The organism is Shewanella oneidensis MR-1 (assembly GCF_000146165.2).
GTDB lineage: Bacteria > Pseudomonadota > Gammaproteobacteria > Enterobacterales > Shewanellaceae > Shewanella > Shewanella oneidensis.
The window spans coordinates 4007728-4022743 of the sequence record NC_004347.2; the positions used below are offsets into that span (position 1 = coordinate 4007728).

14 protein-coding genes are annotated in these 15016 nt (G+C 41.2%); 10 read left to right on the plus strand and 4 right to left on the minus strand.

Translation table 11 applies throughout. The annotated features are described in order from the left end of the window. The first annotated feature begins 129 nt into the window (after positions 1 to 129). Positions 130 to 1311, plus strand: a complete 1182-nt coding sequence (queG, locus tag SO_RS17975) for a tRNA epoxyqueuosine(34) reductase QueG (protein ID WP_011073619.1) — start codon at positions 130 to 132, stop codon at positions 1309 to 1311. 19 nt (positions 1312 to 1330) lie between these two features. On the opposite strand, the gene SO_RS17980 is transcribed toward queG, so the two are convergent. Further along, the gene (locus SO_RS17980; protein ID WP_011073620.1) at positions 1331 to 2110 is read right to left on the minus strand and encodes a TOBE domain-containing protein; all 780 of its coding nucleotides are present in this window, start codon (positions 2108 to 2110) and stop codon (positions 1331 to 1333) included. Between the two features lie 202 nt (positions 2111 to 2312). Here SO_RS17980 and modA point away from each other — a divergent pair, with 202 nt between their 5' ends. From modA to SO_RS18000, 4 genes are all read left to right on the plus strand, one after another. Further along, positions 2313 to 3098 carry a molybdate ABC transporter substrate-binding protein gene (modA, locus tag SO_RS17985; RefSeq protein WP_011073621.1) on the plus strand — a complete coding sequence of 262 codons (786 nt, stop codon included), beginning with the start codon at positions 2313 to 2315 and terminating at the stop codon, positions 3096 to 3098. Then, positions 3098 to 3835, plus strand: a complete 738-nt coding sequence (gene modB, locus SO_RS17990; protein WP_011073622.1) for a molybdate ABC transporter permease subunit — start codon at positions 3098 to 3100, stop codon at positions 3833 to 3835. Before modA ends, modB begins: the two co-directional genes overlap by 1 nt. After that, a complete protein-coding gene (modC, locus tag SO_RS17995) occupies positions 3829 to 4914 on the plus strand; it encodes a molybdenum ABC transporter ATP-binding protein ModC (protein WP_011073623.1) in 1086 nt (361 codons plus the stop codon). The genes modB and modC overlap by 7 nt, the downstream gene beginning before the upstream one ends. Before the next feature lie 315 nt (positions 4915 to 5229). Continuing rightward, complete coding sequence (locus SO_RS18000; protein ID WP_011073624.1) at positions 5230 to 6504, plus strand: tyrosine-type recombinase/integrase; 1275 nt, start codon at positions 5230 to 5232, stop codon at positions 6502 to 6504. A 14-nt stretch (positions 6505 to 6518) separates the two neighbouring features. Here the strand turns inward: SO_RS18000 and SO_RS18005 are convergent, their stop codons facing one another. Beyond that, entirely contained in the window at positions 6519 to 6746 is a 228-nt protein-coding gene (locus SO_RS18005; RefSeq protein ID WP_011073625.1) for a helix-turn-helix domain-containing protein, read from the minus strand. A gap of 165 nt (positions 6747 to 6911) precedes the next feature. Here SO_RS18005 and SO_RS23110 point away from each other — a divergent pair, with 165 nt between their 5' ends. Both SO_RS23110 and SO_RS18010 read left to right on the plus strand, forming a co-directional pair. After that, entirely contained in the window at positions 6912 to 7145 is a 234-nt protein-coding gene (locus SO_RS23110) for a hypothetical protein (protein ID WP_172966569.1), read from the plus strand. Between the two features lie 48 nt (positions 7146 to 7193). Beyond that, positions 7194 to 8240 carry a DUF2628 domain-containing protein gene (locus tag SO_RS18010; RefSeq protein ID WP_172966570.1) on the plus strand — a complete coding sequence of 349 codons (1047 nt, stop codon included), beginning with the start codon at positions 7194 to 7196 and terminating at the stop codon, positions 8238 to 8240. A 419-nt stretch (positions 8241 to 8659) separates the two neighbouring features. Here SO_RS18010 and SO_RS18015 read toward each other — a convergent pair whose 3' ends face one another. Both SO_RS18015 and SO_RS18020 read right to left on the minus strand, forming a co-directional pair. Then, positions 8660 to 9298, minus strand: coding sequence for a disulfide bond formation protein B (locus tag SO_RS18015; RefSeq protein WP_011073626.1), 639 nt, complete (start codon positions 9296 to 9298; stop codon positions 8660 to 8662). An 11-nt stretch (positions 9299 to 9309) separates the two neighbouring features. Further along, positions 9310 to 9921: a thiol:disulfide interchange protein DsbA/DsbL gene (locus SO_RS18020; RefSeq protein WP_011073627.1), complete on the minus strand. Its 612-nt coding sequence runs from the start codon at positions 9919 to 9921 to the stop codon at positions 9310 to 9312. Between the two features lie 417 nt (positions 9922 to 10338). Here SO_RS18020 and SO_RS18025 point away from each other — a divergent pair, with 417 nt between their 5' ends. The 3 genes from SO_RS18025 to SO_RS18035 all read left to right on the plus strand — a co-directional run bounded on the left by SO_RS18025 (position 10339) and on the right by SO_RS18035 (position 14473). After that, the gene (locus SO_RS18025) at positions 10339 to 12129 is read left to right on the plus strand and encodes an aryl-sulfate sulfotransferase (protein ID WP_011073628.1); all 1791 of its coding nucleotides are present in this window, start codon (positions 10339 to 10341) and stop codon (positions 12127 to 12129) included. A gap of 53 nt (positions 12130 to 12182) precedes the next feature. Next, entirely contained in the window at positions 12183 to 12938 is a 756-nt protein-coding gene (locus tag SO_RS18030) for an outer membrane protein OmpK (protein WP_011073629.1), read from the plus strand. A 563-nt stretch (positions 12939 to 13501) separates the two neighbouring features. Continuing rightward, positions 13502 to 14473 carry a LysR family transcriptional regulator gene (locus tag SO_RS18035; protein WP_011073630.1) on the plus strand — a complete coding sequence of 324 codons (972 nt, stop codon included), beginning with the start codon at positions 13502 to 13504 and terminating at the stop codon, positions 14471 to 14473. The last annotated feature ends 543 nt before the right edge of the window (positions 14474 to 15016 follow it).

Consider the following 15016-nt stretch of genomic DNA (forward strand, 5'->3'; position numbering starts at 1 on the left):
CATAGACCTAATTGCGCAATGGCGAAAATGAGAATGAAGGATTAGCCCAAATCCCTTCGGTACAAAATCGTCTGTAGCAGCTTAAAACTGTTATCATAGGCCCATCTTATTTAGTACTACACAGTTTCCATGTCGATGACAGTAACCACTTCCAGCAATGTTTCCGATGCTGCCATGCTTTCCCGTCTCGCCTTGCAAATAAAAAGCTGGGGTAAGGCGCTTGGTTTTGCCCAGATAGGCATTTGTGACACCGACTTAACCGCCGAAGAAGCAAAACTACAAACGTGGTTAGATAAAGGATTCCACGGGGAAATGGCCTACATGGAAACACACGGTATGATGCGTGCCCGCCCCCATGAGTTACACTCAGGTACAGTACGAGTGATATCAGCCCGAATGGATTATTTGCCACCAGAGGCAGGCTTTGCCACTAACTTAGCCTCGCCGAATATGGGCTATATCTCCCGCTACGCAGGCGGTAGGGATTATCACAAACTCATCCGCGCTCGCTTAAAAAAGCTTGGCGATCAAATCAATAGCGAACTTGTCGCCTTAGGTTTCGATGCCGCGGACTTTAGGCCATTTGTCGATTCTGCCCCAGTGCTAGAACGTCCATTAGCCGAAAAAGCCGGGATAGGCTGGACGGGTAAGCACTCACTTATCCTTAATCACGATGCAGGTAGTTGGTTCTTTTTAGGGGAATTACTGATCAACCTCCCCTTGCCTGTAGATATCCCCGTTCAGGAAGGTTGCCATTCCTGTGTAGCCTGTATCACTTCCTGCCCAACGGGCGCCATTGTTGAACCTTATACTGTCGATGCAAGACGTTGTATTTCATATCTTACCATCGAATTACAGGGGGCCATTCCAGAAGAATTTCGTCCGTTAATGGGTAATCGCATTTATGGCTGCGATGATTGTCAGTTGGTGTGCCCAGTCAATCGTGCGGCGCCGCTTACACAAGAGAGTGATTTCCATATTCGCCCCAAACTCAAACAGCCCGAGCTACTCACGCTATTTACTTGGAGTGAAACAGAATTTTTAAAGCAAACCGAAGGCAGTGCCATTCGCCGTATTGGCCATCAGCGTTGGTTACGCAATATTGCCGTCGCCCTAGGCAATGCGCCTAGCTCGGCCGACATAATCTCCGCCTTAGAGCAACGTAAAGCCCAAGCGGATGTTGATGAAATGGTTAAAGAACATATCGATTGGGCATTAGCGCAGCAACGCGCTGGCGACTTGCAAACCAATAACCGCAAAACCGAACGATTGGTTAGAGTCATTCAAAAAGGCTTACCAAGGGATGCCTAGCACCATCGTGCGGCTTGCCTTAATTCATACTGGCGACAATCACTTGTGTGGCATCAAAACAGGCAAAACACGGCTGACCTAGTACTAGCGTTTGGATGTCTGCCAACGGCATCACTGAGTAGATCACATCCTTGCCACCGATATCTATGGCTAATTCTGCCTTATAGGCCAATTCAGTCACACTCAGTAAGTGCCCACTGACGCAATTTTGTCCCGTTCGCTCGCAAGCATCACGACTGGCAATCACAGCGGGCGCCTTAAACAGCAATAAAATCGATTGATTAAGCGCTAACTGCAAGCGTTCGTAACTCGCATGGGTCACCGAGATCTGGATCAGCTGACCACCAGCTAGCGTTACCTTAAGGCTATCATTCAAACCAAGTGGCTCAATGCTGTGAATACGTCCCGTTAACTGGTTGCGAGCGCTGGTTTTAAGGGAGAAATGCGCCATCACATCTAGCAGACTGTGCATATCGACTGAATCATCTAGCAAGGCTGTTAATGCCATGTCCTGCACCTGCGAAGTAATGGAGTATACCTTTAGTAAACGTTCTCCAAACTCGGTAAGCTTGGCACCACCACCGCCTTTACCGCCCTTTTCACTGGTGACGACAGCCTCCGGCATAGTCGTGTTCATCTCATTTATCGCATCCCACGCCGCCTTATAGCTGATCCCCGCCAATTTAGCGCCTTGGCTTATCGATCCCGTATTGGCCACTTGGCGTAGCAAAGCTATCCGCCGAGGATTGGCGAAAGGTTTATCCCCCAATGACAATGTCAGTAGTGCGTGTAAGTCCATGTTCCTGCGCGCCTTAGCTTGAGTAAATGTTATTGTCCCCGATCAATCTTGAGATACCAATACGCACAGTTGGAAATATCCGCCAAGGCATGACTGTTTTCGCAGATAAATCGAGCCGAGATCACTTATTTACGTATCAGGGCTTGAACACTCGATATATAGATTGGTATATATCGATCACTTTTTATCACGGAGGAACACCATGAGCTCGCTCAAACACTTTTTGCGCTTTACCACAGCCTCGATCGTTAGTTTAGCCCTTAGCTGCAGCACCAGCTTTGCCGCAGACAAAGAGAAAGTTACCGTTTTTGCTGCCGCATCACTCACGAATGCGCTTAATGAGATTGGCCAGCAGTACGAAAAGGAACATCAAACAAAAGTGATTTTCTCCTTTGCCTCCTCTTCAACCTTAGCGAAACAAATTGCTAATGGCGCGCCCGCCGATCTGTTTATCTCCGCCAATCAAGAATGGATGGATTACCTCATCGATGCGAAAGCCGTGAATGCCGATAGCCGTATTACCCTGTTAAAAAACACCTTAGTGCTCATTGCCGAAAAAAATAGTCCCTTAAACGAAGTGACCTTAAATAGCGACTGGGATATTAAAGCCGCAGTCAATGGTAGCCGTTTAGCCGTGGGTGACCCTGACCATGTTCCTGCCGGACAATACGCCAAGCAAGCGCTTGAAAACCTGAATCTTTGGAAAACCGCCGAGCCACTACTGGCAAGAGCAAACAATGTGCGCGCCGCCTTAGCGCTAGTGGAACAGGGCGAAGCACCGCTCGGTATCGTCTATTCGACCGATGCCAAAGTAGCGCAAAAGATTAAAATTGTGGCAACCTTCCCAGCCAGCAGCTATAGCCCAATTGAATATCCTAGCGCCTTAACTCAGCAACAATCGACTGACTGCGCGAAAGCGTTTAATCAATATCTTCAAGGCCCTAGCGCAAAAGTAGTGTTTGAAAAATATGGCTTTGGAGTGAATTAGTGCTGAGTGATTTATTCTTAAGTGGTTCGCTGTTTAGCGAGCCACTTCTCAGCGAGTATGAAGCCGCCGCGCTGCTACTCAGTCTCAAAGTATCTACCCTTGCTGTGATTGCTAGCTTACCCTTGGGTATTCTATGCGCTTGGTTACTGGCAAGAGTGGAGTTTCCCGGTAAAGCTATTTTCGACAGTATTCTCCATCTCCCCCTAGTGTTACCACCAGTGGTCGTGGGTTACCTGCTGCTTATCAGCATGGGGCGCCAAGGCATTATCGGACAATGGCTCTATAACTGGTTTGGATTAAGCTTTAGCTTTAGTTGGCGCGGCGCAGCGCTGGCTGCGGCCGTAGTGTCTTTTCCTTTGATGGTCAGAGCCATACGCCAGTCCTTCGAGACAGTTGATATTCGGCTTGAGCAGGCAGCCCGTACACTAGGCAGCAGCCGCTGGCGCGTGTTTCTCACGATAACCTTGCCGCTCACCTCACCAGGGATAGTGTCCGGAATGATCATCGCCTTTGCCCGCAGCCTAGGTGAATTTGGCTCGACCATCACCTTTGTCTCCAATATCCCCGGCGAAACCCGCACCATTCCGCTGGCCATGTACTCCTTTATCGAAACACCGGGGGCAGAATATCAGGCAATGCGCCTGTGTGTTATCTCGATTGTAATCGCATTGACCTCCCTACTCGCTTCCCAATGGCTCACACAAAAAGCCTTAAAAAGAACGGCAAATGTATGTTAACTATCAATATTGAAAAACAGCTTGGTCAACTGCAACTCAAGGTAAACACCCAATTGCCGTTACGAGGCGTCACCGCCGTATTTGGCCGCTCTGGTGCAGGCAAAACCTCCCTAGTGAATTTACTCGGCGGATTAACCACGCCTGATAAAGGCGAAATTAGCTTAGGTGATACACTGTTGTTCAAACATAAAACCGTTAATCTGCCTCCTGAAAAACGCCGGATTGGCTATGTTTTTCAAGAGGCCAGGTTATTTCCCCACTACAGCGTAAAGGGCAATCTAACCTATGGAATGCGCCATCAATCTCCCGCTCTGTTTGATAGAATAGTGCAACTACTCGGCCTGGAAAAACACTTACGCAGTTACCCCTCCACCCTCTCAGGCGGAGAAAAACAACGGGTTGCCATTGGCCGGGCACTACTCACCTCGCCGCAAATGTTATTGATGGATGAACCATTAGCCTCCCTCGATTTGCCACGGAAACGGGAATTGCTGCCCTATCTACAAACCCTCGCGCAGGAATTGAAGCTGCCGATTATCTATGTCAGCCACAGCTTGGATGAAATCCTACAACTTGCCGACCATATGCTGGTATTGCATCAAGGTCACATCATTGCCCAAGGGCCACTGACTGACGTGTGGAATAGCGAACAAATGCGCCCTTGGGTGCCACTGCAGGAACTGAGTTCACTTATTTGCGCCAGAATCGCCGATAGGCATCCAGATTATCCGATGACCAGACTGGTGATGGATGATGGCAATCAGCTCTGGGTCAGCGGGCAGTTGCCACAAACCCACAAACAGGTAAAAGTGCGGATCCAAGCAAACCATGTCTCGGTTTGTACTGCGGAACCTAAAAGGTCGAGCATTCGTAACGTACTCAAAGGGAAGATAAAAGAACTTTATCCCAGCGATAATGACGAGCAAGTCCAGCTCAAAATCGCCTTAGGCAATGACGAACTCTGGGCCAACATCACCCTATGGGCCTGTGACGAGTTACAACTTGTGGCAGGAAAAGAGATTTACGCTCAGATAAAAGGCGTGACAATGACGCAGATGGATATTGCCCAATCCCACTAAATAATCAGCAAAGGCAAAGTTGCAGTAAATTGCGTCTCGATGCCCATACTACTCATCAAAATGATGACTATGCGTATATTGCATCAAGCTCACGCAGATTATTTTACTGAATTGGAGGTACAAAAAAACCGACTCAAGGTCGGTTTTAGTCCCTTTAATAGGGATGGTACCAGAGGACGGACTCGAACCGTCACGCTTTTAAGGGCGGCGGATTTTGAAAAGATAGTGCTTAAAACCACTATTAATTTTCAGCTAGTTACGACATCATAATCGCACTTTGCAAATTCTTTGCAAAACCCACATCAGACTCTGACCATGAGCAAACAACTCGAACGACACGATATCTCAGACGAATTATACGTCTATAAGCAAGACAATAGCGAGCGTTGGTACGCTCGGATTAAAGTTGCTGGCAAGTGGATTGCTAAAGCCACCAAGCAAAAGGAAAAAGAGAAAGCCATAGCCATGGCTCACCGCCTACAAATGGAACAGGGGATATTGGTGGAACGTGGCCTTTTTGTTAACTCCAAACGTTTTCGTGATGTGGCAGATAAAGCCATTAAGGCTATGCAAAAGTCTATCGACAATGGTAAAGATATCGAGAAGTACACGACTTATATGCAGGTACTTCGCAAGTACCATATCCCCTTTTTCGACCGAACTTATATCACCTCTATCGACAGTGACAAGCTGCGGGAATTTGATAAATGGCGAATAGAGGAATTCGGCCGTGAGCCAGCAAAGTCGACGCTACTGAACCACAATGCTGCCATGCAGTTAGTGTTCAAAGAAGCTGTAGACCAGAAGTGGATGCTAGCCGCTCAAGTGCCATCCCTATCGACTAAAGGTGCTGAGTCACAGCGACGTGCACACTTCACACCAGAAGAGTATGAAAAAGCCTATGATGCAGTGGTTGCTTTGGAAGGAAACAGCCGCAAAGAAAAGAGCAGACAAATCCGTGAATTGCTCATCGATTATATGGAATTTGCAGTCTACACCGGCATCAGAGCGGGTACTGAGATGGATAATCTAACGTGGGGCGATATAGGATTCCAGACCAATGGAATTGCCTTTCAGTTGTTTATTACCGTCTCCAAAGGCAAAACCATCAAGCACACTGGCACTCGTGAGATTGTGTGTCGTGAAAAGATCCTGTCGAGCTTAGAATCATTACGCGAACGATTCCCAAACCGGAAACCCACAGACAAGATCTTTCGATTAGCCGATGGCAGTACAACCAATGAGCTAACGAAAACCTTTGAAAAGGCGCTAATCAGTGCAGGTTTAAAGACCTCTCCACATGGTGATAGGTCGCTTTACTCCTTACGCCACAGCTATATCACTTGGCAACTCTTAGCGGGGGTTAATATGGAAGTATTGGCGAAACAGTGTGGTACTAGTGTTGCGATGATTGAAAAGCACTACAGCCATGTAATCCCTAAGATGTTCAGTAGGGAGTTGTCTGGTGTTGACCTCGGTGAAGTAACAGTCAAGAAATCGATAAGAAAACGCAGTGATAAACTGCTTAACATATTGAAAAATAGATATAAAGAGTGGGAAGCACACTATAAAAAAGTGGGTTGTATTTAAACATAAAACAACGCTTAAACTCTAAGAGATGCACGAGTTGGTAACAACTCGTGTGGCTCACAATCAAGCTCTTCTGCAATTTTATACAACATATCAAGCGTTAAGTTTACCTCTGCTCTTTCTATACGGCCAATGTAACTACGGTCAATTTCTGCCCTTAACGCTAATTCATCCTGAGATAAGCCTCTGAGCTTTCTCATTTTACGCATCGCATGACCTAATTCTGTCGCTAAAGTTTTCATAGTGTCTCCTTGATCACAAGGCAACCACTATGTGAATTTGCTTACCAACTAACCACGGATTATAATCCGCATTTGATGCTTATAGTCCTCTTTTAAGCCATTGAGCACACTTGAGTTCTGTATATACAGCAACCAATAGCTCTATTCACATCACAAGGAAAAGTAATGAACTCCTACAACGTCATTTTTAAAGGTGAGATAGCTGAAGGAAAAGACCGTCACAAACTGAGTGTGGCCTTAGCAAAGTTTCTTAAAATTCCAGAAGAAAAAGCACACCTACTGTTTTCTGGAAACCCTATATGCATTAAGAAGGCCTTAAGTGAAAGTGAGGCTAATGCACTAAAAGCAAAGCTGAACTCTGTGGGTATTATTACCTACACCAAACTTGCGCCAGCTTAAACATCATCGACAAAATCTGTCGCCATAACACCTGAAACGCAACCCAAAGTGGCTACACCAACTAAGACAAAGCCTGTCATAGCCGTAAAGCCAGCAGTGAAATCCTATGATGAGTTAAGTAAAGGTTGGCAAAAGGTGTTTGCTGAGTTTGACCTAAGAGAAGCGGATAAATTAGGGCTACTGGCTTGCGCTAAACATCCAGCGCATACATCGAGACCTAAAAGTCAGCAGCTAAAGGCAAATTTTGTTGTTAACTTCAAAATACTTGCGTTTCTTTTTGGTCCTTTTTATTACTTTGCCAAAGGTATGTGGAAGAAAGGACTTTACCTCACCTTAATGCTAGTCATGGCAAACATTGGTATCTATATGGTTTGGGAGCTGTTTTCTGACTCAGAGTTGATTGATAGGCTATTACCTTCGCTTAACTGTGCTATTTTTGGGGCGCTGGCTAATTATGACTATTACCGCTACTACAAGCTCGACGAAACAATATGGCCTTGGATGCCAAAATGGATGCAAAACTGGTGGGGAATTTTAGTTGCGTATTTTTTTGGATTAGCAATCCTTTTGGGAGCGGCTTTCCTAAGTGTTGTAGCTGAAGAATCAGGGGGAACCAGTAGCGTCAAAGACAGTTACCTCAATGGATACGAACAAACCACGGTAGGCTTGGCCTTTGATAACTGGTCACCTTGTAATCAAGTGAATTGGGAATTACAACAAAGCACCAATGGTATCAGGACGGTGACATATCATTGCCAGACAGACCTATCAGTCTTCAAGAAAGCAGCGCATACAGAAGCTCTCAGAATCACTGGTGATGATAAAAAAGCTGTTCCGAAGACGCTGGAAGCTGCTTCATTACAAGTCGCCTTTATCCTAAACCATGGTAACTCTTTTACAGTAGACCACGTCTTGTGGGATCTTGACCTCGGTCAAACTCATTCACAACGTTATGTTACAGCCAACAATGTCATGGTAGATATTTATCGAAATCAGCTTAGCTTGAGTGTTCAAGAACTTTTTACCGTGCAAAATATACTGCTCAACAGCGTAATTGGGGAGCAGCGTAATTTTGAAAATAATACGGGCAAGTAGTTCCCATTAAAAAGTAAAATTAAGATCGTCAAAATAAGGTGTTATAGCTCTTTCCCCTGCGCTATCGCCACATTACATGGCAGTTACTGACATATGGAGCATGGGCATTTAGACAGTCCGTGTCACATCAGATAGCTATTTCGTCAAAAGAACGGCATACAAACATACATACCTATTAACAGTAAGTTCTTCTATCCATTGCCATTCTAGACCATAATACACCTCACAAATTCAGGAGCTTAAAATGACACTATATAAACGCGAGTTTGGTGAAAGCTTTAATTTAGGCTTTGACCATTCCGAATTCCTTTGGTTTCTATTTTTCCATGATAAGGATACTATAACAACTTGAAATAATACGGTAAAAAGCTGCGCTAAACTACCGCAGCTTAATATTCGAAGAACCAATACTCAATTAATTATCGAGTCTGATATACAATAGTATTTCGACGATCTGTCATAAAACTTGCGAACCAACCCAAGGTGAGTGGTGCTAAACAAACCATGAATGTCGCATAGGCAATCATACAGTAGTGCGCCATGTTTAAGCCAAATAATGCCCAATCATCTTCACCACAACCACCTGTAGGTGCAAACTCAAAGGGTAACCACTTATCTAAGGGCAAACCTAGTGGGAAACGAGGTTCTGTTGAACAAGCAGACCCAGCAGCATCACCCGCAGCAGCAAAGAAATCCATTGATTCGTCAACAACCATATGTGCGGCATCATGAATTTTCATCAATTCAAAGGACCATATCCACCCCTGAATCATAGCGTACCACGCTAATAATAGGCCAAGAGTCTTAAGAATATTATTTCTGGGATTAATCAAAATAATTAAACCCGCGATTACAATACAACTTTGACTAAAACGGATGTACACACATTTTTCACATGGAGCCATTGCTAAAAATAATTGAAAATAAAAAATGGCTGATAAAATGAGGAATATTGCAGCCCCTACCATCACAAACCAAATTGGCCGTTCAGCCTGAATTTTAGCTAGTTGATTAACCGGCTGAGCTTTGAAACTTCGGAAAACTTCATTGATTGACATTACGGCTTCCTTTACTTATCAGACAGTTCAGCAATCAATTCTTTTAACACTTCCATAGAGCTAATTGATTTAGTATTGATAAGATATTTACCATTAACAGTAATTGCTGGGATACCTTGAATTTTTGCGACCTCGACACCTAAATCCCACTTAGCTAGTAGCGCCTTTACAGCGGGGTCCTTCGCGTGTGAGTCAAACTCAGCACGGCTCATACTTAAGATATCCAAAGAATATGCGATTGCTGAATCTGAGTCTTTGAACTTTTCTTTTTTAACGTGATATTGTTCATAGTATTTATTTTTCAGTTCTTTAAATACTGAATCTCCCTTAACTACTTTAGCAATTGCCAGCGCAGTTGACTTTTCAATACCAAAGGGAGGCTTAGTCGTAATATGATATTGTTCAAAGCTCATACCTGCCGGAATAATCTTCACGTTAGGAATACCAGCTTTTTCATACTTATAACAGAAAGGGCAGTTAATTGAATAAATTTTAACCACTTGATTTGGCGCATCAAACTGTATAGCTTTAGGTAGAACTTGATATTCCACTCCCTCCGTTGCTGCATGAGCACCAAAAGACATTAATAAAGATGTAGTGATAACAATTAGTGATTTTTTCATAATTCCTCTCAATTCATGAATTATATAGAAATGATGTAATCGTACGTAGAATATAAAATTACATATTCAAACAACATATAAACTCGAATAAAACTTTATCCCTAAAAATAATTTTATTCAGCAGTTGCTTTCAACAAAATTGAAGTAACAAGCAATAATCATGATGATTTTAAAATTAACAAATCTTGATATTAGAAATTTAAAGATCAACTAAACCATCATTTTAATGTGATTGTTAATTTATATAAATCAGAATTCATAAATTTTTTACTCTGATGTTTTTTTATGATTAAAGCAATGAATAATCAACTAACTATTCTAAAAAAAATATCCGCGTGACACCGATCTCAAATAAATAAAAAACAGCAGATTAATATCTAAACCGCCCGATCACATTTGTATTTAGAGGTTTAAACTATGAAAAAAAACATATTAGGCGTTGCAGTTATATTGGCACTATCTCAATCTATTATTTCTTCAGAATCAAATGCAGCAGGTTTCAAACCAGCTCCACCTGCAGGACAATTAGGTGCCATTCTTGTTAATCCATATGGTAATTCACCATTAACAGCTATATTAGAACTCAGCAGTAAAAAACCAACTAATGTTACAGTAACTGTTCATGGCAAGGGTAATAATGGTGTAGATATTAGTTATCCTGTAGGTCAAAGAACAATGAATACACATGATGGTATTCCATTATTCGGTTTATATGCCGACCATAATAACCAAGTTACCGTAAAATATACTCTAGATGGTAAAAATTTAACTGAAAAATATAACGTATTAACGGGAGCGATATCAAATAAATATGTTGACAACCGAAGCACGACAGTTATGCAGGAAGTAAAAGTAAAAACCGTAGCTAAAGGTTTTGAAAACCGTCTATATATGGTCAACAGCCATACATATAACCAACAGGGATCTGATATTCACTGGTCTGGTCAAAAAGGCAAAGATGCGGGAATTTTTGAATCGACACCAAGCATGGGTTCATTAACCTTTGATAACGCTCCAATGACCTACGTTGTAGATACTAAAGGTGAAATTCGTTGGTGGTTAGAGCAAGATGCCGTTTACGATGGTTCAGATGTAGATCTAAATAAGCGTGGATATTTCATGGGCTTGCATGATAATGGCAAGGGTGGGATTACCTTCGTACAGGGACAACGGTACGGCCATTTTGATCTCTTAGGAAATGTTGAATCAAGACGTCTACCAAGAGGCTACATTGATGCTTCCCATGAGCACAATCTAATGCCTAATGGACACTCACTTATCCGCGCAGCAAAATCAAACTACGAAAATGATCGTGGTGATGTCGTTCACACTGTAAGGGATCATATTCTAGAAATTGACCAACAAGGTAATTTAGTTGATGTATGGAACCTTGCAACTATTTTGGATCCTTACAGGGATGCCCTGCTAAATGCATTAGATATGGGCGCAGTATGCTTAAACGTCGATATGGATAATATTGGTAAAACAGCTGAAGTTAAAATTGATGCACCTTACGGAGATATTCCAGGTGTTGTAGCTGGTAGAAACTGGGCACACATTAACTCAGTTGAATATGATCCAAAGGATGACTCTATAATTCTATCATTCCGTCATCAAGGTGTAGCTAAAGTAACCCGCGATAAAAAAGTTAAATGGATTCTTGCTCCATCTGAAGGTTGGAATAAAGAACTATCAACTAAACTATTAACACCAGTTGATTCAAAAGGTAAAAAAATTTCATGCACAAGCAAAGGGGTTTGCGATGGTGATTTCGATTTCACTTATACCCAACATACAGCATGGTTAAATAATAAAACGGGTACACTGACCGTACTTGACAACGGTGATGGCCGTGGTTACGAACAGCCCGCGTTACCTACGATGAAATATTCTCGCTTCGTTGAATATAAAATTAACGAAGAGAATATGACTGTTGAACAAATCTGGGAATACGGTAAAGAACGTGGTTACGAATGGTATAGCCCAATTACTTCTAATGTTGAATATATGGAAGATAAGGATACCATGTTTGGATTTGGTGGTTCAGTAGACCTTTATAATCCGGGAAAACCAACTATTGGTCGAATTAATGAAATAGGTTATGACGATAAAAAGGTCAAAGTTGAAATTGACGTTTTATCAGACAAGCCTAACTCTCCACATTACCGTGCAATTATTCTAAATCCATCAAGTCAATTTGGTAATTAATAAACACTAATGTTTTGGGCCTTATACAAGGCCCATTACCCAAGAGTATTAATATGAAAATTTATCAGTATTTATTATTTACAACACTATCATTATTAATTATAACAACTGTTAATGCAGAAACAATTTCTAAAAATAACATTATCGTAGGTTATGAATTTTTACTCGATGCAGAAGAAAACAACCCAAACCTATATGACCAACCATATTTTATATTAGGGCACTCTACTTCGGCAGATTGGGGGAATATCGCGGGCTGGTTAAGGCTTGAAAACCCAACAGATAGTGCAAATACCCAACAGGGTACGGACGCAGGTTCAGCAACAAAAGTCTGGCTTAAACTTGACTATAATATCGGTCAATCCCCCTTTAACACATGGGTACAATCATTTACTAGCTCAAATAAAGCTGCAGTTGAGCAGGATATATACTTAGGTGCTTCTTATGATATTAACTATGCGAAAATAAAAGGGAGTTTCGGTCTAGGTATGCAATATGCTTATGGTAGTTTTGCACCTACAGGAAAGTCCTTTAACGGGATTTCTGGTGTTGGAATAACATTAATACTAGGCTACCCTATTACACCAGAATGGTTTACAAAACTGTATTATGAAGCACAAATTGGACGTAGTACAGAACATAAAGACGTTTTAAGCTATGAATCATACGGTCACCAATTTGTTTTAGGTATAGATTATCTTTTACAACCTCAATTATTTGCAAGTTTCCTATATAAGCATAGACATAGCTGGGGGGGGGCAATAAATGATGGTGGAGAACTATTTATTGAGATTGGATATACTTTTTAAAAACCTATTTTTTTAGGGATATCCGCCTTCTTAAAGGCGGATTTGATACATATATCAGAGTGTTTTTTTAACTTAAAAAACATTTAACACTAAAAGCAATTGCAGAATCTTAAATAACTACTTAATATTTATTAATAAATCTATTTAATTAAACTAACTAATCTCACACTTTAATTTAAGAATAACCTAATTAGATACTACATATACTATCTAGCCATTACTGTACATATCTATCAGAATAAAGGTTAAAAATCAAACAACTAGCACCCTGATGAAAACTCAAACAAATATGATATTTGAATGCTTAATACCAAAAATAATTTCCACAAAGACTATAAATAACTAGAAGCCTCCTTACTTTAAAAGAGTTATCATGGTCATATCCTAAAACATAGTAAGAATCATGTATTAACTTTCAGAATCAAGAGTTAAAATTTCTCTCATCACAAAAGTTATGGATATGAAATTTTGTGATCACTATAAAATATATCATTACAGTTTCACAAAAACCCATTTTTTTAGCATACAATTAGCATAATTAACTTTCTTACTTCGAGATAATAATGATTATAAATAACAATATAAAAGAGCTGTCAATAGCTCATCTTCAGCTAATTGTTTGCCTTATAAAGCATGGGAACTCATGTGTCGTCTCAGATGAACTTGGGATTAGCCAATCATCTATTAGTTACCACTTACGTCGATTAAGAGTTATCTTTGCTGATGAAATGTTTATCCGTACTGGAAAAGGCCTAAAACCGACTGAACGTTGTATTCAAATTGGCCATTTCGCCCAAGACCTCATTAATCGTGTTGAGGAAGAATTAATTCATGCTAATGATTTTGTTCCAAAGCAAATGAAACGAGAACTCACATTAATCGCTGCCGATACGGCATGTGGTTGGTTTAGCACACTCTTTAGCGATATGCAAAAAACACTTCCTAGAGTCACACTTTGTGCTCGCCCATGGAATTTAAAATCAATGGAAGATTTAGATAGTGGCGCAGTTGATTTTGGTATTCATATTATCGAAAACTCAAAAAAGGGGATTTATGATATGGATATCGCACCTTGCTATAGACTATGTGTAGTAAGGGATGGACACCCCCTAATTTCTAAAGGAGAAGTTACATTAAAGGATCTAGAACAATATCCAGTGTTGATTAATGACTTAGGAGGCTGGAATAATGATGGAAACTCCCTAATGCAACGAGTCTTAGAAAAACACGGTCTCAAACTAAATATTGCAGGACGCCTAGGCTATATTAATAGCATTTTCACGGCCCTACACACTAGTAATGCCATTACATATACTTCTGCAGCATCCATACCTCAATCAATACCTGGTCTTACTTTACTTAGAGGACCAAAGGAGGTAAATGAAGTCGACTGTTTCTACCGGCTTTACATTAGCAGAATGCGTTATGGATCTCAGGAAACTAATTATTTAATTGATTTTATATACGATTCCTTTAAACACTTTCTAACCCAACAATATAATCGGATTGATATAGCTGCAGTAATAAATAAATAATTGGTAAGTTAACCTGCATCTTATTTTTTCAATAACTATTAATTCGTTATAATAACGTGAGTGTCATAAAAATTTATGAAGCGATACTACAAACAAAATCTGCATATTAATGGTTATTACCATGCAGAAATCATAATATTGATGAGCAGATTTCAGCTATTATTATGTAGATAGACTTTACTTATGCAGATAAAACTGTATAAAAATTCAGGTTCTCACTCATCTCATTTTACATACTCGCTGAGGGACAAAAGCGTGATAGATCCTTTGCTCTAACTCGTCTAATATATCGATGGGGCAACGCCGCGCATTGACTGCCCCTCTTGAGGCGTTTGTTGGCGGCGTTTTGAAACTGGTAGAACTTCCGCTATTTCTGTATCAAGCATTTCTAAAACGCTTTCAAAACCATATATTGGCTGCTATTCAAGCTTGTTTTGTTCTAACGAGGAATCATAAATACGGTCTAAAGTTTTAAGCAAGTGCCAATCTCTTTTTGCAAATATTGACACGATGCCTGGGCACTAACGTGTAGTAACTGAACAA

Coding starts and splice junctions, on each gene's coding strand:
- queG (WP_011073619.1), top strand. CDS start 130: ATGTCGATGACAGTAACCACTTCCAGCAATGTTTCCGATGCTGCCATG.
- SO_RS17980 (WP_011073620.1), bottom strand. CDS start 2,110: ATGGACTTACACGCACTACTGACATTGTCATTGGGGGATAAACCTTTC.
- modA (WP_011073621.1), top strand. CDS start 2,313: ATGAGCTCGCTCAAACACTTTTTGCGCTTTACCACAGCCTCGATCGTT.
- modC (WP_011073623.1), top strand. CDS start 3,829: ATGTTAACTATCAATATTGAAAAACAGCTTGGTCAACTGCAACTCAAG.
- SO_RS18000 (WP_011073624.1), top strand. CDS start 5,230: ATGAGCAAACAACTCGAACGACACGATATCTCAGACGAATTATACGTC.
- SO_RS18005 (WP_011073625.1), bottom strand. CDS start 6,746: ATGAAAACTTTAGCGACAGAATTAGGTCATGCGATGCGTAAAATGAGA.
- SO_RS23110 (WP_172966569.1), top strand. CDS start 6,912: ATGAACTCCTACAACGTCATTTTTAAAGGTGAGATAGCTGAAGGAAAA.
- SO_RS18015 (WP_011073626.1), bottom strand. CDS start 9,298: ATGTCAATCAATGAAGTTTTCCGAAGTTTCAAAGCTCAGCCGGTTAAT.
- SO_RS18020 (WP_011073627.1), bottom strand. CDS start 9,921: ATGAAAAAATCACTAATTGTTATCACTACATCTTTATTAATGTCTTTT.
- SO_RS18025 (WP_011073628.1), top strand. CDS start 10,339: ATGAAAAAAAACATATTAGGCGTTGCAGTTATATTGGCACTATCTCAA.
- SO_RS18030 (WP_011073629.1), top strand. CDS start 12,183: ATGAAAATTTATCAGTATTTATTATTTACAACACTATCATTATTAATT.
- SO_RS18035 (WP_011073630.1), top strand. CDS start 13,502: ATGATTATAAATAACAATATAAAAGAGCTGTCAATAGCTCATCTTCAG.